Origin of the sequence: Burkholderia sp. Bp8986, from assembly GCF_003854225.1 — a bacterium.
GTDB lineage: Bacteria > Pseudomonadota > Gammaproteobacteria > Burkholderiales > Burkholderiaceae > Burkholderia.
In genome coordinates this window covers 1-22,226 of sequence record NZ_QTQM01000059.1, presented here as the reverse complement: position 1 = coordinate 22,226, position 22,226 = coordinate 1, and the positions used below count along the sequence as shown (strand labels likewise).

At 66.9% G+C, this 22,226-nt stretch carries 18 protein-coding genes, 1 rRNA gene and 1 riboswitch; of the genes, 9 read left to right on the top strand and 10 right to left on the bottom strand.

Annotation, left to right across the window (positions count from 1 at the left end; translation table 11 throughout):
- Positions 1-22 precede the first annotated feature (22 nt).
- Complete coding sequence (locus DID99_RS33265; RefSeq protein ID WP_044847208.1) at positions 23-1,303, bottom strand: Zn-dependent hydrolase; 1,281 nt, start codon at positions 1,301-1,303, stop codon at positions 23-25.
- On the opposite strand from DID99_RS33265, the gene DID99_RS37480 reads away from it, so the two are divergent.
- Together DID99_RS37480 and DID99_RS33255 are read left to right on the top strand one after the other, a co-directional pair.
- Entirely contained in the window at positions 1,296-1,535 is a 240-nt protein-coding gene (locus DID99_RS37480; protein WP_185641032.1) for a hypothetical protein, read from the top strand. The genes DID99_RS33265 and DID99_RS37480 overlap by 8 nt on opposite strands.
- A 131-nt stretch (positions 1,536-1,666) precedes the next feature.
- Entirely contained in the window at positions 1,667-2,365 is a 699-nt protein-coding gene (locus DID99_RS33255; protein ID WP_124488508.1) for a TetR/AcrR family transcriptional regulator, read from the top strand.
- A gap of 35 nt (positions 2,366-2,400) precedes the next feature.
- Here the strand turns inward: DID99_RS33255 and betA are convergent, their stop codons facing one another.
- The 5 genes from betA to DID99_RS38080 form a co-directional block, all read right to left on the bottom strand.
- Positions 2,401-4,086 carry a choline dehydrogenase gene (betA, locus tag DID99_RS33250; RefSeq protein WP_124488507.1) on the bottom strand — a complete coding sequence of 562 codons (1,686 nt, stop codon included), beginning with the start codon at positions 4,084-4,086 and terminating at the stop codon, positions 2,401-2,403.
- Between the two features lie 40 nt (positions 4,087-4,126).
- A complete protein-coding gene (locus DID99_RS33245) occupies positions 4,127-5,632 on the bottom strand; it encodes a cytosine permease (protein WP_221623068.1) in 1,506 nt (501 codons plus the stop codon).
- A 160-nt stretch (positions 5,633-5,792) separates the two neighbouring features.
- On the bottom strand, positions 5,793-7,301 hold the full coding sequence (locus DID99_RS33240; RefSeq protein ID WP_124488505.1) for an aldehyde dehydrogenase: 1,509 nt from the start codon (positions 7,299-7,301) through the stop codon (positions 5,793-5,795).
- Positions 7,302-7,414: 113 nt separating this feature from the next.
- Positions 7,415-8,392 carry an agmatinase gene (speB, locus tag DID99_RS33235; protein ID WP_124488504.1) on the bottom strand — a complete coding sequence of 326 codons (978 nt, stop codon included), beginning with the start codon at positions 8,390-8,392 and terminating at the stop codon, positions 7,415-7,417.
- Positions 8,373-8,501, bottom strand: coding sequence for a hypothetical protein (locus tag DID99_RS38080; RefSeq protein WP_260427325.1), 129 nt, complete (start codon positions 8,499-8,501; stop codon positions 8,373-8,375). Before DID99_RS38080 ends, speB begins: the two co-directional genes overlap by 20 nt.
- A gap of 50 nt (positions 8,502-8,551) precedes the next feature.
- Here DID99_RS38080 and DID99_RS33230 point away from each other — a divergent pair, with 50 nt between their 5' ends.
- From DID99_RS33230 to lipA, 6 genes are all read left to right on the top strand, one after another.
- Positions 8,552-9,475, top strand: a complete 924-nt coding sequence (locus DID99_RS33230) for a LysR family transcriptional regulator (protein WP_059534474.1) — start codon at positions 8,552-8,554, stop codon at positions 9,473-9,475.
- Positions 9,476-9,667: 192 nt separating this feature from the next.
- A riboswitch (glycine riboswitch) is annotated at positions 9,668-9,754 on the top strand.
- 229 nt (positions 9,755-9,983) lie between these two features.
- The gene (gcvH, locus tag DID99_RS33225) at positions 9,984-10,358 is read left to right on the top strand and encodes a glycine cleavage system protein GcvH (protein ID WP_124488503.1); all 375 of its coding nucleotides are present in this window, start codon (positions 9,984-9,986) and stop codon (positions 10,356-10,358) included.
- On the top strand, positions 10,355-13,234 hold the full coding sequence (gcvP, locus tag DID99_RS33220) for an aminomethyl-transferring glycine dehydrogenase (RefSeq protein WP_221623067.1): 2,880 nt from the start codon (positions 10,355-10,357) through the stop codon (positions 13,232-13,234). The genes gcvH and gcvP overlap by 4 nt, the downstream gene beginning before the upstream one ends.
- 93 nt (positions 13,235-13,327) lie before the next feature.
- On the top strand, positions 13,328-14,584 hold the full coding sequence (gene glyA / locus DID99_RS33215) for a serine hydroxymethyltransferase (protein WP_124488501.1): 1,257 nt from the start codon (positions 13,328-13,330) through the stop codon (positions 14,582-14,584).
- 162 nt (positions 14,585-14,746) lie between these two features.
- Positions 14,747-15,865, top strand: a complete 1,119-nt coding sequence (gcvT, locus tag DID99_RS33210; RefSeq protein WP_124523610.1) for a glycine cleavage system aminomethyltransferase GcvT — start codon at positions 14,747-14,749, stop codon at positions 15,863-15,865.
- Between the two features lie 3 nt (positions 15,866-15,868).
- Positions 15,869-16,843, top strand: coding sequence for a lipoyl synthase (gene lipA, locus DID99_RS33205; protein WP_124488499.1), 975 nt, complete (start codon positions 15,869-15,871; stop codon positions 16,841-16,843).
- 88 nt (positions 16,844-16,931) lie between these two features.
- On the opposite strand, the gene DID99_RS33200 is transcribed toward lipA, so the two are convergent.
- From DID99_RS33200 to DID99_RS33190, 3 genes are read right to left on the bottom strand one after another with little or no spacing between them, the layout of a single operon-like run.
- Positions 16,932-18,122, bottom strand: a complete 1,191-nt coding sequence (locus DID99_RS33200; RefSeq protein WP_124523171.1) for an acetyl-CoA C-acetyltransferase — start codon at positions 18,120-18,122, stop codon at positions 16,932-16,934.
- A gap of 18 nt (positions 18,123-18,140) precedes the next feature.
- Complete coding sequence (locus tag DID99_RS33195) at positions 18,141-18,908, bottom strand: 3-hydroxyacyl-CoA dehydrogenase (RefSeq protein ID WP_044847205.1); 768 nt, start codon at positions 18,906-18,908, stop codon at positions 18,141-18,143.
- A 27-nt stretch (positions 18,909-18,935) separates the two neighbouring features.
- The gene (locus DID99_RS33190) at positions 18,936-20,609 is read right to left on the bottom strand and encodes an acyl-CoA synthetase (protein WP_124668391.1); all 1,674 of its coding nucleotides are present in this window, start codon (positions 20,607-20,609) and stop codon (positions 18,936-18,938) included.
- Positions 20,610-20,744: 135 nt separating this feature from the next.
- Between DID99_RS33190 and DID99_RS33180 the strand changes: the two genes are divergently transcribed.
- A complete protein-coding gene (locus DID99_RS33180; protein ID WP_124668390.1) occupies positions 20,745-21,749 on the top strand; it encodes an AraC family transcriptional regulator in 1,005 nt (334 codons plus the stop codon).
- Positions 21,750-21,894: 145 nt separating this feature from the next.
- Here DID99_RS33180 and rrf read toward each other — a convergent pair.
- Positions 21,895-22,007, bottom strand: a 5S ribosomal RNA gene (rrf, locus tag DID99_RS33175).
- Positions 22,008-22,226 lie beyond the last annotated feature (219 nt).

Sequence of the window (22,226 nt, the reverse complement as noted above, 5' to 3'; positions counted from 1 at the left end):
CGGCCGCGCTATATCCCGTCCGTCATGAAGCCGGCTCGCAGGCACGCGACAGCATCGCGTGCAGCAGCACGTTCGCGCCGGCCTCGATCCACGCAGGCGTCGCGTCCTCGATCTCGTTGTGGCTGATGCCGTCGACGCAGGGTACGAACACCATCGACGTCGGCGCCACCTGCGCCAGGTAGCACGCATCGTGCCCCGCACCCGACACGATGTCGCGATGCGAGTAGCCGAAGCGCTCGGCCGCGTCGCGCACGGCCGCCACGCAGGCCGGATCGAACGCGACCGGCTCGTAGTAGAAAATCTGCTCGAGCTCGGTTTCGAGCCCGATCTCGCCCGCGATGCGCGCGACGCCGTCGCGCAGCGCGGCGTCCATCTTCGCGAGCACGGCGTCGTCCGGATGACGGAAATCGACGGTGAAGAACACGCGGCCCGGAATCACGTTGCGCGAGTTCGGGTGAACCTGCATCATCCCGACCGTCGCGCAGCCGAACGGCGCATGATCGAGGCCGATCCGGTTGACGAGATCCACCACGCGCGACGCCCCGAGCAGCGCGTCGCGGCGGCGCGGCATCGGCGTCGGCCCCGCGTGCGCTTCCTGGCCGGTGAACGTGATCTCGTACCAGCGCTGCCCCTGCGCGTCCGTCACGACGCCGATCGTCTTGCACTCGGCCTCGAGAATCGGCCCCTGCTCGATATGCAGTTCGAACGCCGCGTGCAGCTTGCGGCCGCCGCACGGCACGTCGCCCGCGTAGCCGATGCGCGCGAGCTCCTCGCCGATCGTCTTGCCGTCGACGTCCTTGCGCGACAGCCCGTACTCGAGCGTAAACACGCCGGCGAACACGCCCGACGCCACCATCGCCGGCGCGAAGCGCGAGCCTTCCTCGTTGGTCCAGATCACGACCTCGACCGGGTGTTCGGTCTCGATGCCGCGGTCGTTCAGAGTGCGAATCACTTCGAGACCGCCGAGCACGCCGTAGATGCCGTCGAAGCGGCCGCCTGTCGGCTGCGAGTCCGCGTGCGACCCGGTGACGACCGGCGCCGCGTCGGCCACGCGGCCCGCGCGGCGCATGAACACGTTGCCCATCGTATCGACCGTCACCGCGCAGCCGGCGGCTTTCGCCCAGCCGACGATCAGGTCGCGGCCGGCCTTGTCGAGATCGGTCAGCGCGAGGCGGCAGACGCCGCCTTTCGGCGTGGCGCCGATCTTCGCGACCTCCATCAGGCTGTCCCACAACCGCCTGCCGTCGACCTTGATCGACGTGTCGAATCCTGCCCGCTTCACTGTTTCCGATACCGTGTCCATTCGTATCGCTCCTGTGGGGTCGGTCATGCCGTCATCCCGGCCGATGCCGGTGCGCGCATTGCAGCCGTCGGGGCAAACCCGCACCTGCGAGGTGCAGATGCGCATCGTTCGCGCGATTCGTCCGATCAAACGGCGTCAGGGTTGGCACTACGTTCCGCCGCTCGTCGAATCCTGTCCGATTGGACAGGTTTTAGACGATCAAAATGCGCAGCGCAATGTCTTTCTTGCGTGAATCGATCGAGCGAGAAACGTGCCACCGCATCGCAGCACCGCGCGTGCCGATGTGGGCCAGCGCGTGCGTTCGATGCGAACCAGCGGCTAGAATGAAGCCCAACGCGGCATGCATGCCGCGCGAGGGCAACGATGAGACATGACCAGGCGGCCGCCGACACCATCGGCGACGACGAAACGGGCACGCCTTTGCGGCGACGCAAGGCACACATCCGCGAGTCCAACGAAGCGCATCTGCTGGCCTGCGCGGAAGCCGTGTTCGCGGAGCGCGGGCTCGACGGCGCGAGCACCGCGATGATCGCGGAGCGCGCGGGCCTGCCGAAGGCGAACCTGCATTACTACTTCCCGACGAAGCTTGCGCTGTACCGCCGTGTGCTCGACGACCTGTTCGAAGACTGGCACCGCGCGGCCGGATCGTTCGAGACCGGCGACGATCCGGTCGAAGCGATCGCCAGCTACGTGCGCGCGAAGATGGATCTGTCGCGACGGCGCCCGCTCGGCTCGAAGGTCTGGGCGAACGAGATCATCCACGGCGCCGCGCACATGCAGGACATCCTGTCGGAGCGCGTGAAGCCGTGGTTCGACACGCGCGTGAAGGTGATCGAAGGCTGGATCGCGCGCGGCCTGCTCGCGCCGATCGATCCGCACGCATTGATGTACCTGATCTGGGCGACCACCCAGCACTATGCGGATTTCGATGCGCAGATCCGCGCGCTGAGCGGCAAGCGCGCGCTCACGCAGAAGGCTTTCGCCGAGACGACCGAAGAGGTCGTGCAGCTCGTGATCCGCGCGTGCGGCGCGGTGTCGCCGGAGGCGGCGCGCGATCGGTGACGTGACCGCCGAACGCGCGCCGCCGTGCGCCGCGCTTAAGCGGCCACCTTGCGCTTGGGAACGCCCGTGCGCTGCTGCGCTTCCCAGTTCTCGACGAAGCCGACCGACGCATCGGACGGCGCGAGCGTCTTCCGCCCGCGCACCAGATCGGCCGCCCGCTCAGCCAGCATGATGGTCGGCGCGTTCAGGTTCCCGTTCGGCTCGGTCGGAAACACCGACGAATCGATGACGCGCAGGCCCTGAACGCCGCGCACGCGCAATTCCGAATCCACCACGGCCATCGCGTCCTCGCCCATCCGGCACGAGCCGCACGGATGCATCGTGCTTTCCATGTTGGCACGCACGAACGCATCGATCTCGTCGTCCGTCGTCACGTCCGGGCCGGGTGCCAGCTCCACGCCGCGGAAGCGATCCATGGCCGGCTGCCCGACGATCTCGCGCGTGAGGCGCACGCAGCGACGGAACCCCTCGCGATCTTCCTCGCGGTCGAGATAGTTGAACCGGATCTCCGGATGCTCGTACGGATCGGCGGAGCGAACCCGAACGTGCCCGCGGCTCTTGGGCTTGTTCGGCCCCGTGAGCACCATGAAGCCGTGCCCCTTGTACGGCTTGTCGCCGTCGTAACGCATCGCCGCCGGCAGGAAGTGGAACTGGATGTCGGGCCAGCGCAGCCCTGCTTCGGAACGGATGAACCCGCCTGCCTCGAAATGGTTGCTGGCACCCAACCCGTCCTTGAACAGCAGCCAGCGCAGGCCGATCATCGCCTTGCCGAGCAGCCCCATCTTGCCGTTGAGCGACACCGGCTCCTTGCACTCGTATTGAATGTAGATTTCCGAGTGATCCTGAAGATTCTCGCCGACGCCCGGCAGGTCGTGCACGACCTCGATCCCTGCCTTGTTCAACACGTCGGCCGGCCCGATCCCCGAGCGCTGCAGCAGATGCGGCGAGCCGATCGGCCCCGACGACACCAGCACTTCGCGCGTGCAGCGTACCGTGTGCTGGACGCCGCCCTGCTCGTAGACCACGCCGACCGCGCGCTTGCCTTCCATCACGATCCGGCGCGTCATCGCATGGGTGAGAACGGTCAGGTTGGGTCGCCGCATCGCCGGGCGCAGGTACGCGTTCGCGGTCGACCACCGAACGCCGTTCTTGACCGTCATGTGCATCGCGCCGAACCCTTCCTGCATGTAGCCGTTGCAATCGTCGGTCTTGATGTAGCCGGCCTCGGCCCCCGCTTCCACCCATGCGCCGTACAGCGGGTTCTGCATGTTGTTGCCGTTGTTGGTGCTCAGCGGGCCGTCCGCGCCGCGATATTCGTCGCCGCCGAACTTGTAGCTCTCGGCCTTGCGGAAATACGGCAGGCAGTTGCGGTATCCCCAGTCGCGCGCGCCGAGCGATTCCCATTCGTCGAAATCGCACGCATGCCCGCGAATGTAGACCAGGCCGTTGATCGACGACGAGCCGCCGAGCACCTTGCCGCGCGGGCAATGCAGGCGGCGTCCGTCCAGGTTCCGTTCCGGCGCCGTCTCGTAGTGCCAGTTGAACCGCTTCGTGTTCATCGGCATCGAGAACGCGCTCGGCATCTGGATGATCACGCTGCGATCGCTTCCGCCGTACTCCAGAACCAGCACGCTGACGTTCGAATCCTCGGTCAGGCGGTTCGCCAGCACGCATCCCGCCGACCCGGCGCCCACAATGATGTAGTCGTAGTATTTAGTCATCTTGATTATCCTGCTCGATGAATGATCCTGGCGTGCCGGGTCAGCCGCGCTTTTTCTCGCCGGTGGTGAACTCCGGCATGTGCGCTTCGATGTGCGCGATTTCCGCTTCCTCGCGCCGCAGGTCGAGCGACCGGCACAGCACGTAGTACGCGAGCGCCGAGACGATCAGCCCCACCAGCCAGGCCAGGTCGACACTGCCCATCGCCTTCGCGAGCGGGCCGACATAGACCTCGCGGTCGCCGTCGAAGATGCAGAAGAACGGCACCATCGACACGAACCCGATCAGGTACGAAAGCAGGCCGCGTCCGCCCCAGTTCCCGTACAGGCTGTCGCGCGGGCGAAAGAAATGCGGTACCGCGTAACGCCCCTTGCGCACGAAGAAGTAGTCGGTCAGGTTGACTGCCGTCCACGGCACCAGGAAATACAGCATCACCACCAGATAGATGTTGAGCACCGACAGGCCGGAACCGGACGCGTAGATGCGCATCGCGACGCCGAACTGCAGCAGCACGACGAAGACGATCGCCGCGATCCGTGCCTTCGCGGTCGGCTCCACCTTCCGGAACGAGTCCACGCTGGTGATGGCCGTCAGCTTCGCGCTGTAGATGTTCATCGCGATCACCGGCAGGAACGCGACGATCGTGATGGCCACGACCGCCGTGCCCAGCTGCGGCGCGATTCCGGCACCCACGCCGTGGAGCGCGACGAGCACATCGGTCGCATGCAGGTGCGCACCGAGCCATCCGCCCACCGCGATCATCCACGCGCCGGACAGCGATGCCCCGACGAACACCGCGGCGATCAGCCTGCCGCTCGGCGTGTTCTTCGGCAGGTAGCGCGAATAGTCCGACACGTACGGCGCATACGCGATGTTGTAGCTGGCCGCCGCCGCGAACTGCGCGATGAAGCCGGTCCAGTTGAAGCCCAGCTTCACGACCGGCGCACCGGCCGCCGCCGGCGCGTCATGGATCCAGCCGGCCAGCACCGCCAGCGTCACGAGGCCGTAAAGCGGCAGCGAAAGATACAACGACCATTTGAACGTCCGGTGCATCCAGTCGTGTCCGAGGATCGCGAGGATCGTGGCCGGCACCGTCACGACCAGCGCGACCTGCAGCGGATCCCAATGGAACAGCGTCCTGAGGCCCTGCATCATCAATACCAGGTTGACGATGTTGAAGCCCGCGAAGACGAACAACGTCGCCAGCAGCACGAGCACGACGCCGCGATAACCGAACTGCGCGCGCGACTGGATCATCTGCGGCAAGCCGAGATGCGGTCCCTGCGAGCCGTGGAACGCCATGAACAGCGTGCCGAACATGATGCCGAGCGTGCCCGAGACGGTGGTCCAGAACGAATCGAGACCGACGCTCGGCCCGACGAAGCCGATCGTCATCGTGAAGAACGTGAAGTTCCCGACGAACCAGAACGGCCCCTGGCTGGCCAGCCGGTCGGTACGCTCGCTTTCCGGGACGAAGTCGATCGAGTGCGCCTCGATGGCACCGTGGTCGCCGCGCGGCGCCTTCAATACGTTTGTTTCTGCCTGCATGTCGTACCCCATGATCGCAAAGGGCTAAGCAGAGCGAATTCCCCGGACCGGTCCGGACGAACGGGTCGAGAAGATTTCGCATCGGAATCAGGCCGCCTTCGGCCGGCTGCAGGCTTTTGCCGTGCATGCCGGCCGAAGGCGGCACATCACGTGCAACCGGTCAGGGAAGCGTGATGCAGACTGACTTGGTCTCCATCAGATAGTCGAGCTGTTCCGGCCCGAGGTCCTTGCCGAACCCGGACGTCTTGAACCCGCCGAACGGCAGCGCCGGATCGATGGTGCTGTGCGCATTCACATAGACCGTGCCCGCCTGCAACCGCGGAATCAGGCCGTGCACGCGGCCCAGGTCGTTCGAGTAGATCGCGGCGGCCAGGCCGAACGACGAATCGTTCGCGAGCGCCACGGCCTCGTCGAGCGTGTCGAACGGCGCGGTCACGAGCACCGGGCCGAAGATTTCCTCGCGGACGATCCGCATGTCGGGACGGCAATGCGCGAAGATCGTCGGTTCGACGAAGTGCCCCGGGCCCGCATGGGCGCGGCCGCCGTAGTAGCATTCGGCGCCTTCCCGGATGCCGGATTCGATGTACGACAGGACCGTGTCCTTTTGCCTGGCCGACACGAGCGGGCTGATGAAGCAATCGCGATCCAGCCCGGGGGCGATCTTCAACGTCGCCGTGTAGTCGGCGAGCGCCGCGAGGAAACGGTCATGGATGTCGCGGTGGATGTAGGCCCGCGTGCCCGCGTCGCACACCTGGCCGGAGTTGAAGAACACGCCGTTGGCCACGGCCTGCGCGGCGGCATCGATATCGGCGTCGTCCAGCACGATGACCGGGGATTTCCCGCCGAGTTCGAGCGTCACGCGCTTGATGTGCCGCACCGCGTTCTGCCCGACGTCGCGCCCGACCGGCGTCGAACCCGTGAAGGTCAGCTTGTCGATGCCCGGGTGGCTCGCCATCGCGGCGCCGATCACACTGCCGCGACCGGTCACGATGTTGACCACCCCGTCCGGAATGCCGGCTTCCTGCACCAGTTCGGCAAAGCGCAGCGTCGACAGCGACGTGAGTTCGGCCGGCTTCACGACCGTCGTGCAGCCGACCGCCAGCGCGGCCGCCAGCTTCCAGGCCATGGTCTGCAGCGGATAGTTCCACGGCACGATCGCGCCCACGACACCGATCGGCTCCTTGCGCGTATAAGCCAGATAGTTGCCCGGCAGCGACGGCTCGACCGTGCGGCCGTGCAGCTTGGATGCCCAGCCGGCGAAATAGCGGAACGTATCGACCGTGCCCTGGATATCGATCGCGCGGGCCTGCGCGACGGACTTGCCCATGTCGATCGACTCGATCTCCGCGAGTTCGTCCGCGTGCACCTCGATCAGGTCGGCCAGCCGGTGCAGCAGCCGCTCGCGCTCCAGCGGCTTGAGGCGGCGCCATTCGCCGTGATCGAACTGGTGGCGGGCGGCGGCGACGGCACGGTCGAGATCGGCCGGCGTCGCGAACGGAATCTGCGTGATGACGCCCTCGGTCGACGGCTCGGTGACGGCGCTGAACTGGCCGTCGCTGCCGTCCACCCACGCGCCGCCGATGAACATCTTCATCGGCCTGGCGAGAAAGTTGCGGGTCGCCTGGGAAACATCGTGACGATCGAGATATTGCGCGACTACGGCATCCATGTTGATCTTCCTTGATAGCCTGCCCGGCGCCTCTCGGCGAGGTCCCCCGGGCCGTACGGTAGTGACTTCGGGCGTCCCGCGAGACGTCGCGCCCGATTCCTGATATGAATGTCTCAGCGGGCGCGGGCCAGGCTGCGCGCGTGGAAAATGAAACCGATGCTGTTCATCAGCAGTTGCGCGGCCAGGATCGACGTCGTGCCGGTCGGATCGTAAGCCGGCGCCACTTCCACCAGGTCCATGCCGACGATGCTTCCGTGGCTGCGCTTCGCGAGCGCCTGGATGATCTCGAGCACTTCGTAGTACTGGAAACCGCCGTGGCTCGGCGTGCCGGTTCCCGGCGCGATCGACGGATCGAAGCCGTCGATGTCGATCGTGATGTAGTAGGCGCCGCGCTGCGGAATCTGCTCGAGCACGCCGTCGGTGCCGAGGCGCCGGACATCGCGCACGGACAGGATGTTGGAACCCGCGGCACGGGCCGCGTCATAGTCGCTGCGGTTGGATGACGAGACGTTGCGGATGCCGAGCTGCGTCATGCCGGCGATATGGTCCATCTCGGAGGCCCGGCGCAGCGGGTTGCCGTGTCCGTATCGCACGCCGTGGCGTTCGTCGACGAAGTCGAGGTGCGCATCGAAATGCACGATGTGAATCGGCCCGCGGCCTTCGAACGCCTTGATCACCGGCGCATGCACCGAATGATCGCCGCCGAGCACTACCGGCATCGCCCCGCCGGCGAGAATCTTGCGCACGGCCAGTTCGATGTTCGCATTGCTCGTGGCCATGTCGGTGTGCACGATGTCCGCATCGCCGACGTCCACCATGCGAACCTGGTCCTCGGTCAGGTAGAGCACGTCGTCTTCGTGATCGTAGGCGCCCGCGTGCCCGAACGAAAACAGCGTCGACGCCTCGCGAATGCCGCGCGGGCCGAAGCGCGCGCCCGAGCGCCACTGGGTGCCCATGTCGTTGGGCGCACCCAGGATCGCGACGTCCGCGTCGATGTTCTCCCAGTCGAGACACACCGGCGCCTTCGCAAAGGTGCAGTGACCGACGAACGGCAGGTTGAGCCTGCCCTTTTCATAGCTGTTGTTCTGCATTGTCTCCGTCTCCATCTGTATGCGGATTCGTCTTCGGCGCACGGCCGTCCATGCGCTTGCCTTTGCGGTCACTATGGGCAAAAATTTTTTCCGGAAAAATAGCAGGCATCAGATGTCCATATCGGATATTCCGATGTGACGGACGGAGGAGAACGGAACGTGAAACAGCTGCAGGACATCGACCTGAAACTGCTCAGGATTTTCATGACCATCGTGAAATGCGGCGGTTTCTCCGCCGCGCAGGCCGCGCTGAACGTAAGCCAGTCGACCATCAGCGAGCAGATGACCAGCCTCGAAACGCGCCTCGGCGTCAAATTGTGCGAACGCGGCCGCAGCGGCTTTCGTCTGACGGAACACGGCGTCGCGACCTACGAATCCGCGCAGCGCCTCGCGCTCGCGGTGGAAGCGTTCTGCATGGACACACACGCGCTCAAGCAGCGCATCTCGGGCCGGCTTCATCTCGGCATCATCGACAACACGGTCACCGACACCGACAGCATCCTGCCGCTCGCGCTGCGCCGGTTCGTCTCGCGCGGTCACGACGTCCAGCTCGACATCTACATCGGCACGCCGGCCGAGCTCGAGGAGCGCGTGCTCGACGGGCGGCTGCACCTCGCGATCGGCCACTTCCCGCTCACCGTCGCCGGCCTGTCCTACACGCAGCTGTACGAGGAGCCCGACGGCCTCTACTGCAGCCGCTACCATCCGCTGTTCTCGACCGACGCCACCGGCGACGCGCTGATCGAGCGCGTCCGGCAAAGCCAGGTGGTCGCGCGCGCGTTCCTGCAGCAGCGCGACCTGCAATTGCTCGAGAGCGGCAGCGCGGCCGCGACCGTCGACAATGTCGAGGCACAGGCGATCCTGATCCTGACGGGCGCTTACATCGGCTTTCTGCCGCGGCACTACGCGAGACAGTGGGTCGACGCCGGCCAGATGCGCCAGCTCGCCGCGGAACAGCTCACGTCCGCGTGGCCGTTCTCGTCGATCACGCGCCGCGGCGCCGCGCAGCCGACCGTGCTTCGCGCGTTCCTCGACGACCTGATGGCCCAGTCGGGCAACCGCCCCCCGCCGGCGGACAGATAGTCGATATCGGATATTCATTTCGGTCTCCACCGAAGTATCGACCGGCCGCGATCGCCGCGCGGCCTTGCTCCGCCATGCCGCGCGCCGTTTTCGGCGCGCCTGCGCCGTGCCGCGGCATCTGCCTCGCCGCATGGGCGGTCGAATGGGGTGTTGACACCGCCGCGGGCGTGCGACTAGATTGTCGCCAGCTATCGGGATGTGTCAGGAGAGACCGCCGTCCGGCGGCGCCGAAGGGGAATCGCCCCAGAAACTCTCAGGCAAAAGGACTGACGCATCGATTAGCGCTCTGGAGAGTAGGCCTCTGGTCGTCGACCAAGCCTCGCCGAAGGAGAAGCGCCCCGCCGGGGCGCGCAATCTCTCAGGCAAACGGACAGAGGGGGCATCAGGCACGCAGCCTGGAATGCCCCGGTCTCGTCCGGATGCCGACTCGTCGGTCATCCTCCCGCCCGTGCACTTCCGGCTTGCGTGTGCCGCATCACTCAACGCAACCCTGTCAGGAAGAGAGCATATGAGCGAGGTCCGATACACCGAATCCCATGAATGGCTGCGCGTCGAAGACGACGGCAGCGCCACCGTCGGCATTACCGACCACGCGCAATCGCAGCTGGGCGATCTGGTTTATGTCGCACTGCCAAACGAAGGCGACGCCTTTGCCCAGTACGACGAGGCCGCCACCGTCGAATCGGTCAAGGCCGCCGGCGAGGTCAAGATGCCGGTATCCGGCACCGTGCTGGAAGCGAACGCCGCCCTGGGCGACACGCCGAGCCTCGTCAACGATTCGGCGGAATGCGATGGCTGGTTCTTCAGGATGCGCATCGACAGCCCGGAGCAGCTGACCGGGTTGATGGATGCCGCCGCGTATCGCGCCTATATCGGCGAATGACGGAGACGGCCATGAACGCATTCGATTCCGTCGCGCAGCGCGCGTCGTTCGTCCGCCGCCACATCGGCCCCGATGCCGACGAACAGGCCGCGATGCTGGCCGTGCTCGGCGTGGACTCCGTCGACGAGCTGGTGAAACAGGTCGTCCCCGCGGCGATCCGCAGCGATGCCCCGCTCGCCCTGCCTCCCGGCTGCACCGAAGCCGACGCGCTGGACCGGCTGGCTGCACTGGCAGGCCGCAACCAGGTGTTCCGCTCGTTCATCGGCATGGGATACCACGACACCCACACGCCACCGGTCATTCAGCGCAACGTGCTGGAAAATCCGGCCTGGTACACGGCCTACACGCCGTACCAGCCGGAAATCTCGCAAGGCCGCCTGGAGGCGCTGCTCAACTTCCAGACCATGATCGCCGACCTGACCGGCCTCGAGATCGCCAACGCGTCGATGCTCGACGAAGGCACCGCGGCCGCCGAGGCGATGACGTTCTGCCGGCGCCTCGCCCGGTCGGACAGCCGGATCTTCTTCGTCGCACATGATTGCCATCCGCAGACGATCGAGATCGTTCGCACGCGCGCGGAGCCGCTCGGCATCGAGATCGTCGTCGGAGATCCGCGCCGCGATCTGTCCGCCACCGGCTGTTTCGCCGCGCTGCTGCAATATCCGGGCACCTTCGGCGACATCCATGATTACCGCGACGTGGTCGGCACCCTGCATGCGAACGGCGCGCTGGCCGTGGTCGCCGCCGACCTGCTCGCGCTGACCCTGCTCGCGCCGCCGGGCGAATTCGGCGCCGACGTGGCGGTCGGCACCACGCAGCGCTTCGGCGTGCCGCTGGGTTACGGCGGCCCGCACGCCGGTTATTTCGCGACGCGCGACACGTTCAGGCGCACGATGCCGGGACGACTGGTCGGCATGTCGATCGACGCGCACGGCCGCCCGGCGCTGCGCCTCGCGATGCAGACGCGCGAACAGCACATCCGGCGCGAAAAGGCCACCAGCAATATCTGCACCGCGCAAGTACTGCTCGCCAATATCGCCGGCTTCTACGCGGCCTATCACGGCCCGCACGGACTGACCGCGATCGCGCGCCGCATCCACCGCCTCACCGCGATCCTGGCCGCTGGCCTGCGCCGGCTCGGCCATGCCGTGCCAACCGAATACTGCTTCGACACCATCGCCGTCGACAGCGGCATTCGCACCGATGCCGTGCACGCGGCGGCACGGGCCCGCCGGGTCAACCTGCGCGCCATCGACGCGCGCCGGATCGGCATCTCGCTCGACGAGACGACCACGTCCGACGATATCGTCATGCTCTGGTCGATCTTCTCCGAAGGGCGCGCCGTTCCCGACTTCGCGGCCGTCGACGCCGCCACCGCCGATGCGTTGCCTGCCCCCCTGCTGCGCCGGAGCGCCTTCCTCACGCACCCGGCGTTCAACAGCCACCATTCGGAAACGCAAATGCTGCGCTACCTGCGCCGGCTCGCCGACCAGGATCTCGCGCTCGACCGCACGATGATTCCACTCGGCAGCTGCACGATGAAGCTGAACGCCACCGTGGAAATGATGCCGATCACGTGGCCGGCGTTCGCCCGGCTGCATCCGTTCGCACCGGCCGAACAGGCCGACGGCTATCGCGTGCTGGCGCGGGAACTCGAGGCAATGCTGTGCACGATCACCGGATACGATGCGGTGTCGCTGCAGCCGAATGCGGGCTCGCAAGGCGAATACGCGGGCCTGCTCGCGATCCGCGCGTATCACGCGAGCCGCGGCGAGGCACGGCGCGACATCTGCCTGATTCCGTCGTCGGCGCACGGCACGAACCCGGCATCCGCACAGATGGCCGGCATGCAGGTCGTCGTCGTCGACTGCGACGACGACGGCAACGTCGACATCGAGGACCTCGCCGCCAAGGCCGCCCGGTACGACAGCCGGCTGGCCGCGATCATGATCACCTATCCGTCGACCCACGGCGTGTTCGAGGCCCGCGTACGCGACGCCTGCGACATCGTCCATGCGCACGGCGGCCAGGTCTACATCGACGGCGCCAACATGAACGCGCTGGTCGGCCTCGCCCGGCCGGGCGCGTTTGGCGGCGACGTGTCCCACCTGAACCTGCACAAGACCTTCTGCATCCCGCACGGCGGCGGCGGCCCCGGCGTCGGCCCGATCGGCGTCAAGGCGCATCTCGCGCCGTTCCTGCCCGGGCATCGGGAGGGCAGCGTGCCGGGGATCGGTGCGGTGTCCGCGGCGCCGCTCGGCAGCGCGAGCATCCTGCCGATCACTTGGACCTACATCACGTTGATGGGGTCGCGCGGGTTGCAGCGTGCAACCGAGGTGGCGATCCTCAACGCCAACTACATCGCCGCGCGCCTCTCGCCACACTACCCGATTCTCTATACGGGGCCGAACGGCCGCGTCGCGCACGAATGCATCATCGACCTGCGGCCGTTGAAGGACAGCAGCGGCATCAGCGTCGACGACGTCGCCAAGCGCCTGATCGATTTCGGCTTCCACGCGCCGACCATGAGCTTCCCGGTCGCCGGCACGCTGATGATCGAGCCGACCGAATCGGAATCGAAGGCCGAACTCGACCGGTTCATCGACGCGATGATCGCGATCCGCGCCGAAATCGCAGCCGTGGAAGCGGGCACGCTGGATGCCGAAGACAATCCGCTCAAGCACGCGCCGCACACGGCGGCCGAACTCGTGGGCGACTGGCCTCACGCGTATTCGCGCGAACAGGCCGTCTATCCGCTCGGCGTCGCGGCGACGGCAGGCGGCAAGTACTGGCCGCCGGTTTCGCGGGTCGACAACGTCTACGGCGACCGCAACCTCGTGTGCTCGTGTCCGCCGATGGAAGCGTATCGATCGTGACGCGCCGGCCGACCCACTCGTAACGACACTCAACCCTGCTTGAGCGGCCGCGCACCCGACGTGCGCGCCGCACCGATACCAGGAGAAGGAAAAATGTTCAGCAAAGACATGCGGATCGAAGGCTTCGATGACGAACTGTGGACGGCGATGGAACGCGAGCGCATTCGCCAGGAAGACCATATCGAGCTCATCGCTTCGGAAAACTACACGAGCCCGCGCGTGCTGCAGGCGCAAGGCTCGGTGCTGACCAACAAGTATGCCGAGGGCTATCCGGGCAAGCGCTACTACGGCGGCTGTGAATTCGTCGACGTTGTCGAGCAGCTGGCGATCGATCGCGCAAAGGCGCTGTTCGGTGCCGACTACGCGAACGTGCAGCCTCATTCCGGCAGCCAGGCCAACGCCGCCGTCTACATGGCACTGCTCGAGCCGCACGACACGATACTCGGCATGAGCCTCGCGCACGGCGGTCACCTGACGCATGGCGCGCATGTGAATTTCTCGGGCAAGCTCTATCGTGCGGTGCAGTACGGCCTGAACGCGAAAACCGGCGAGATCGATTACGACCAGGTCGAGGCGCTGGCGACCGCGCACCGGCCGAAACTGATCACGGCCGGCTTCTCCGCCTATTCCCGCGTGGTGGACTGGGCGCGCTTCCGGCAGATCGCCGACGCCATCGGCGCATACCTGTTCGTCGACATGGCCCACGTCGCGGGCCTGGTGGCGGCCGGCGCGTACCCGAATCCGCTGCCGCACGCGGACGTCGTCACCACGACGACCCACAAGACGTTGCGCGGCCCGCGCGGGGGCCTGATTCTCGCCCGGACGAACCCGGAGATCGAGAAGAAGCTCAATTCCGTCGTGTTCCCCGGCATCCAGGGCGGCCCGCTGATGCATGTCATCGCCGCCAAGGCCGTTGCGTTCAAGGAAGCGCTGTCGCCCGGGTTCCGGATCCATCAGCAGCAGGTGGTCGCCAACGCCCGGGCCATGGCCGATACGTTCGTCAAACGCGGCTTCGACATCGTCTCCGGCGGAACGGACAATCACCTGTTCCTCGTCAGCCTGATCCGCCAGGGGCTGACCGGCAAGGCGGCCGATGCGGCGCTGGGCCGCGCGCACATCACCGTGAACAAGAACGCGGTGCCCGACGACCCGCAGAGCCCGTTCGTCACCAGCGGCATTCGCATCGGCACGCCTGCCGTGACGAGCCGCGGTTTCAGGGAAGCGGAAGCGCGCGCGGTGGCCGGCTGGATCTGCGACATCCTGGCCGATATCGAGAACCCGTCGGTCATCGACCGCGTTCGGCGACACGTCGCCGAACTGTGCGGCGCATTCCCGGTATACGGCAAGTAACGGCCGCTCGGGCCATTGCCCGACCGTTCTTCGGGAGCGACTTCGACGTCGCTCCGGAGAACGGGACACGCCTCCGGATACGGGATCGTTCCAGTCGTTCATTCCGTACTCCGAAGCTGTGCCGCGCGCGATCTCCTAAAATCCTGTTGATCCGGAACAACGATGACGATCCCACTTTCCCGTACTCCACTTCACGACCTTCACGTCGAGCTCGGCGCGAAGATGGTTCCGTTCGCCGGGTACGAAATGCCCGTCCAGTACCCGCTCGGCATCCTCAAAGAGCATCTTCACACGCGCGAGCAGGCCGGGCTGTTCGATGTCTCGCACATGGGACAGGTGCTGCTGTCGGGCCCGGATGCCGCCGCCGCGCTCGAAACGCTGGTGCCGGTCGACGTGATCGACCTCCCGCCGGGCATGCAGCGCTACGCGTTGTTCACGAACGAGCAAGGCGGCATTCTCGACGACCTGATGATCACCCGCCTCGGCGACGCCGAGCTGATCGCGGTCGTCAACGCCGCGTGCAAGGACCGCGACCTCCGCCATCTGAGGGAACGGATCGGCCACCGCTGTAACGTCGTCGAGCTGGCCGACCGCGCGCTGCTCGCCCTGCAAGGGCCGGCCGCCGCGTCGATTCTGGCGCGCCTGGCGCCCCGCCTGGCCGAACTGGTCTTCATGCAAAGCACGCGTGTCGAGCTGGCCGGCGCGGCGTGCATGGTCAGCCGCTCCGGCTACACCGGCGAGGACGGCTACGAGATCTCCGTGCCGGCCGATCGGGCGGAAGCGCTAGCACGCCTGCTGCTGGCCGACCCTGCCGTCGAGCCGATCGGTCTCGGCGCGCGCGATTCGCTGCGTCTCGAAGCCGGCCTGTGCCTGTACGGCCACGACATCGACACCGGCACCACGCCGATCGAAGGCGGGCTGCTGTGGGCCCTCTCGAAAGTGCGACGCCCTGGCGGTGCACGCGCCGGCGGCTATCCCGGCGCGGATGTCGTCGCGCGGCAGATCGCCGAGGGCGTGAAAAGAAGACGCGTCGGCTTCGTCGTGAAAGACCGGGTGCCGGTGCGCGAGGGCGCCGACATCGTCGACGCCGACGGGCGCTCGATCGGCACGGTGACGAGCGGCGGCTTCGGTCCGACGTACGGCGGCCCGGTGGCCATCGGCCATGTCGCGGCCGAATTCGCGACACCGGGCACGGCACTGCATGCGATCGTCCGCGGCAAACCGGTTCCGATGGAAGTCGCGAGAACCCCGTTCGTCGCGCAACGCTACTACCGCGGGTAAGCCATGGCGAACACGAATATCCGCAACACGCCGATGGCCGCCGGAACCCGGCTCTCCGCCGCCGAAAAAATGGCTCGCATCCCCGTGAGGATCGTCGCGACCGAACCGGCCGACATGCCGCGCAAGCCTGAATGGATTCGTGCCGCCTTTCCCGGCTCGCGCGAGGTGATGGCGCTCAAGAAGGTCCTGCGCGAGCAGAAGCTGCATACGGTATGCGAGGAAGCCGGTTGCCCGAATCTCGGCGAGTGCTTCGCTCACGGCACGGCGACCTTCATGATCATGGGCGCCATCTGTACACGGCGTTGTCCGTTCTGCGATGTCGGACACGGCCGCCCGCTTCCGCTCGATCCGGACGAGCCGGCACGACTCGCCGAAACGATCGCAGCGATGAGGCTCAAGTACGTGGTGATCACGTCGGTCGATCGCGACGACCTGCGCGACGGCGGCGCCGCACACTTTGCGGCCTGCATCGGCGCCGCACGCGGGATCGACCCGGCACTCCGGATCGAGGCGCTGACGCCGGATTTTCGCGGCAGGCACGAGGTCGCGCTGAACCTGCTCGCGGCATCCCCGCCGGACGTGTTCAACCATAATCTGGAAACCGTGCCGCGCTTGTATCGCGAGGCGCGGCCGGGCGCCGACTACCGGCACTCGCTGGGCCTGCTGCAGGCATTCAGGTCCGCGGCGCCGAACGTGCCGACCAAGTCGGGCCTGATGCTGGGCCTGGGCGAAGAGATCGACGAGGTCGAACAGGTGATGCGCGACTTGCGCGCGCATGGTGTCGACATGCTGACCCTCGGCCAGTATCTGCAGCCGACCCGCCACCACCTGCCCGTGAAGCGCTTCGTTCCACCCGCGGAATTCGCGCAGTTGCGGCAGCGCGCGCTTGCGCTCGGGTTCAGCCAGGTCGCATCGGGGCCGATGGTGCGCTCGTCCTATCACGCCGACCTGCAGGCGAAAGGCGAAACGGTCGAATGACGGCGGGTTCGGCGAAGCGCGCGTGACGCGCTTCGCCGATGCGGCGGTATGGCGCCGGGCCAGACCGCCTGCGTCCTCCCGGCGCGCGTTACGCGACGCGCTCGATCGCGATCGCCGTCGCCTCGCCGCCGCCGATGCACAGCGACGCGACGCCGCGCTTGAGCCCATACGCTTCGAGCGCGGCCAGCAGCGTCACCATCACGCGTGCGCCCGATGCGCCGATCGGATGGCCGAGCGCGCACGCGCCGCCGTGCACGTTCACCTTGTCGTGCGACAGGTCGAGATCGCGCATCGCGGCCATCGCAACCACCGCAAACGCTTCGTTGATCTCGAACAGGTCGACGTCGCGCAGGTTCCAGCCTGTTTTCTCCGACAGCTTGCGGATCGCGCCGATCGGCGCCGTCGCGAACAGCCCCGGCTTGTTCGCGTAGGTCGAATGCCCGACGATCACCGCCTTCGGCGCGAGGCCGAGCCGGTCTGCTTCCGAGCGGCGCATCATCACGAGCGCGGCCGCACCGTCGGAAATCGACGACGAATTGGCGGCCGTCACCGTGCCGCCTTCGCGGAACGCCGGCTTGAGCGTCGGAATCTTGTCGAGCTTCGCTTTGCCCGGCTGCTCGTCGATCGACACGACGGCTTCCGTCTTGCCGGCCTTCACCGTCACCGGCGCGATCTCCGACACGAAGCGCCCTTCCGCGATCGCGCGTTGCGCGCGCGTCAGCGACGCGATCGCGAACGCGTCCTGCTCCTCGCGCGTGAACTGGTAAGCCTGCGCGCAATCCTCCGCGAACGTGCCCATCAGCCGGCCCTTGTCGTACGCGTCCTCGAGCCCGTCGAGGAACATGTGGTCGAGCACCTGGCCGTGCCCCATGCGCATTCCCGCGCGCGCCTTCGGCAGCAGGTACGGCGCATTCGTCATGCTCTCCATCCCGCCCGCGACCGCCACGTCCGCCGATCCGGCCAGCAGCAGGTCGTGCGCGAACATCGCGGCCTTCATCCCGGAGCCGCACATCTTGTTGACCGTGGTCGCGCCCGTACCCAGCGGCAAGCCGGCCTTCAGCGCGGCCTGCCGCGCCGGCGCCTGACCCTGGCCGGCCGGCAGCACGCAGCCGAACACGATTTCGTCGATGCGCTCCGCGGGCACGTTCGCGCGCTCGAGCGCCGCGCGGATCGCCACCGCGCCGAGCTCGCTCGCGCTGGCCGCGGCCAGGTCGCCCTGAAAACCACCCATCGGCGTGCGTGCCGCGCCGACGATTACGATCGGATCCTGTGTCGTCATGATTGCATTCCTCCAGTGTCAGCGCGGTGCCATGCGCAGCGCGCCATCGAGACGGATGACTTCGCCGTTCAGCATCGTATTCTCGGCGACGTGGCGCACCAGCGCCGCGAATTCTTCGGGGCGGCCGAGCCGCGGCGGGAACGGCACGCTCTTGCCGAGCGCGTCCTGCACGTCCTGCGGCATGCCGGCCATCATCGGCGTCGCGAAGATGCCCGGCGCGATCGTCACCACGCGAATGCCGAACCGCGCGAGTTCGCGCGCGATCGGCAGCGTCATGCCCACCACGCCGCTCTTCGATGCCGCATACGCGGCCTGCCCGATCTGTCCGTCGAACGCCGCGACCGACGCGGTGTTGACGATCACGCCACGCTCGCCTTCCGCGTCGGCGTCCTGTTTCGACATCGCATCCGCCGCCAACCGGATCATGTTGAACGTGCCGACCAGGTTGATCGATACCGCACGTGCGAAGCGCTCGAGCGAATGCGGGCCTTCGCGGCCGACCACCTTCTCGCCCGGTGCGACGCCCGCGCAATTCACGAGCGCATCGATGCGGCCGAACGCGGCGCGCGCGGCGGCAACGGCGGCCTGCCCGTCGGCTTCGCTCGTCACGTCGGTCTTCACGAAGCGTGCGGATGTGCCGAGTTCGTGCGCGAGGCTCGCGCCGGCGTCTTCGTTGACGTCCAGCAGCACGGCGTTGCCGCCTTCGGCGACCACCATGCGCGCCACCGCGGCACCGAGGCCCGAGCCGGCGCCCGTAATCAGAAAAACGCGATCCTTGATGTTCATTCGCAGTCCGTAGTCAGTATTCGATAGTCAGGATTGAGCGACCTTCTCGGCTTCCATCTTGCGCAGCACGAAGCGCTGGATCTTGCCGCTCGGGGTTTTCGGCAGCGCGTCGACGAACTCGATCGCGCGCGGATAGGCGTGGGCCGACAGCCGTCGCTTCACGTGCTGGCTGAGTTCGTCGGCCAGCGCCGGCGTGCCGTCGAAGCCCTTCGACAGCACGACGAACGCCTTGACGATCTCCGTGCGCTCCGGGTCCGGCACGCCGATCACCGCGACCTCGCTGACGGCCGGATGCTCGATCAACGCGCTTTCCACGTCGAACGGGCCGATCCGGTAGCCGGACGACGTGATCACGTCGTCCGCGCGGCCGATGAAGCTCACGGTGCCGTCCGGCTCGAGCTCGACGTTGTCGCCGGTCCGGTAGTAGCCGCCCGCGATCGCCGGCGTGTCCTGCTGCCAGTAACCGGAGAACCACAGCAGCGGCGAGCGCGCGATGTCGATCGCGAGGTTGCCGGGCTCGCCGGGGCCGAGTTCGCGACCGGTGTCGTCGAGCACCGCGACGCGATAGCCGGGCATCGCGAGGCCGGCCGAACCGGCATGGACGACGTGCGCGAGCCCGTGATGATTGTTCACGACCATGCCAAGCTCGGTCTGGCCGTAGTGATCGTAGATCGGCGCACCGAGCGCCGCGTGGAACCACCGCACGACTTCCGGATTCAGCGGTTCGCCCGCGCTGCTGACGACCCGCAGCTGCCCTTTCAGGCGCGATGCCGCTTCCGTGCCGGCCGCCATCAGCATCCGGTACGCGGTCGGCGAACCGGCGAGGCTCGTGATGCCGAGCCGTTCGATCACGTCGTAGGTGCTGTCGACCGTGAAGCCGCCCTCGTACAGCGTCGTGGCGTGGCCGAGCAGCAGCGGGCCCGTGATCGCGTAGTAGAGGCCGTATGCCCAGCCCGGATCGGCGATGTTCCAGAAACGATCGCCGGCGCGCAGGTCCACCGCGTCGCGCATGTATGCGCCGAACGCGAGCAGCGCGCGCAGCGGCACCGGCACGCCCTTCGGCAGGCCAGTCGTGCCCGACGTCGACATCATCATGAACAGGTCGGTGCCCTTGCGCGGCACCGGTTCGAATAGCGCGGACTGCGCGTCGAGCGCCGCACGGAAATCGATGTCGCGCGCCGGCAGCGCGTCGCCCGCCTCGCGCACCGTCGCGACCCGCGGGCAATCCACGATCTCGTCGAGCTTCGCGCGATTCGCGATGTTGGTGACGACCAGACGCGCATCGCTCATGCGCAGCCGGTGCTCGATCGCCTTCGGTCCGAACGCGGTGAAGAGCGGCTGATAGACGGCGCCTGCGCGCCACGTGCCGAGGATCGTCGCGACGAGTTCGGGCGTGCGCGGCAACAGGCCGGCGACCACGTCGCCCGGCTTCACGCCCTCCTCGACCAGCAGGTTCGCGACCCGCGCCGACAGCGCCTGCATCTGCGCGAACGTGAAGCTGCGGTGCCGGCCGCCGACGTCGATCCAGTCGAGCGCGATCGCATCCGGATCCGCCGCCGCATGCCGGTCGCAGCATTCCACGCAGGCGTTCAGGCCCTGCTGCAGGTCGCCGTGCAGATGTGCGGCGGCGGTCTCGATACGGAAGCCGGCCACGGCGTCGGCGTAGGCCGGCACCACCCGGGCGGTTGCTCCATCACGCATGCGTGTCTCCTGTTCGTTATGACCGCCGGCGAACCGGGGTATATCGATGATGGTAGACAGCCGTCACATTGCAATCAATGACAAACAGAATCTAGAATCGTGATCGCTTTTGCCATGTCTGGAGGACATGAAAAAATGGGGCCGCAGATGATCTCGCCGGGTTTCGTCGAGGATGCGCTCGAGAGCCTGCGCCGTCGGCGGATGCCGACCGAGGCCGTGCTGCGTGCCGCCGGCCTGCCGGCCGCCGTGCGCGAGCCCGTCACACCGCAGCAATACGGCCGGTTGTGGCTGGCGATCGCCAGCGCGATCGATGACGAATTCTTCGGGCTCGCGGCCCGCCCGATGCGGCGCGGCAGCTTCACGCTGCTGTGCCATGCCGTGCTGCACGCGGGCACGCTCGAGAAGGCGCTGCGGCGTGCGCTGCAGTTCCTGCGTGTCGTGCTCGACGAACCGCACGGCGAGCTCGTGGTCGCCGACGGCCAGGCGCAGATCGTCCTCACGCAGGCAGGCGCACCGTATTCGGCGTTCGCTTACCGGACGTTCTGGCTGATCCTGCTCGGCGTCGCCTGCTGGCTGATCGGCCGGCGCATTCCGCTGCAGCGCATCGATTTCGCGTGCCGGAGCCCCGACCAGCGCGGTGACTACCACCAGTTCTTCGGTGTGCCCGTGCATTTCGACCGCCCCGACAGCCGGCTCGCGTTCAACGCCGCGTACCTCGCGCTGCCGACGATCCGCTCCGGGCAGGCGCTGAAGACCTTCCTGCGCGGCGCGCCCGGCAACCTGCTCGTGCGCTATCGGCACGACACCGGCTGGGTGGCGAAGACGCGCGCACGACTGAAGGCGCTGCCGGCCAGCGAGTGGCCGGACTTCGACACGCTGGCCGTGCGCCTCGGCACGACGCCCGCGACGCTGCGGCGACGCCTGCGCAGCGAGGGGCAGAGCTTCGCGTCGATCAAGGACGAACTGCGCGGCGCGCTGGCCCAGTCGCTGCTGCGCGGACAAACGCTCAGCGTCGCGGAAATCGCGGCGGAACTCGGTTTTACCGAGCCCAGTGCGTTTCATCGTGCGTTCCGGAAATGGACGGGGACGAGCCCGGGGGCGTTTCGGCGGGAAGTCAATGGGGCGCAGGCGAAGCATTGAATTGGGGCGCAGGCACCACGCTCGATGCGAGCGCGCTGACGGGTAAGGCCGTCATGCAAGGTATGGAAGAACCGTGAGATCGCGCATTTCTGCGCTGCAAATGCAAAAACCCCCGCCTTTCGGGCGGGGGTTCTTGGCTTAGGGAGCCTGACGATTACCTACTTTCACACGGGAATCCGCACTATCATCGGCGTAGAGTCGTTTCACGGTCCTGTTCGGGATGGGAAGGGGTGGGACCGACTCGCTATGGTCATCAGGCAAAGAGGGTTGTCACGTTGCTTGGCAACGCGACCAATCTGGGAAGAAGCAGTAATTTTGAGTTGTGTGTATCACACACGAGAATCCAACTTGTCGCTCTGGATCTGCGGCCAGTGCTGTCGCACGGCGCCGATCTACAAGGCAGACTTGTTATAGGATCAAGCCTTACGGGCAATTAGTATCAGTTAGCTGAACGCATTACTGCGCTTACACACCTGA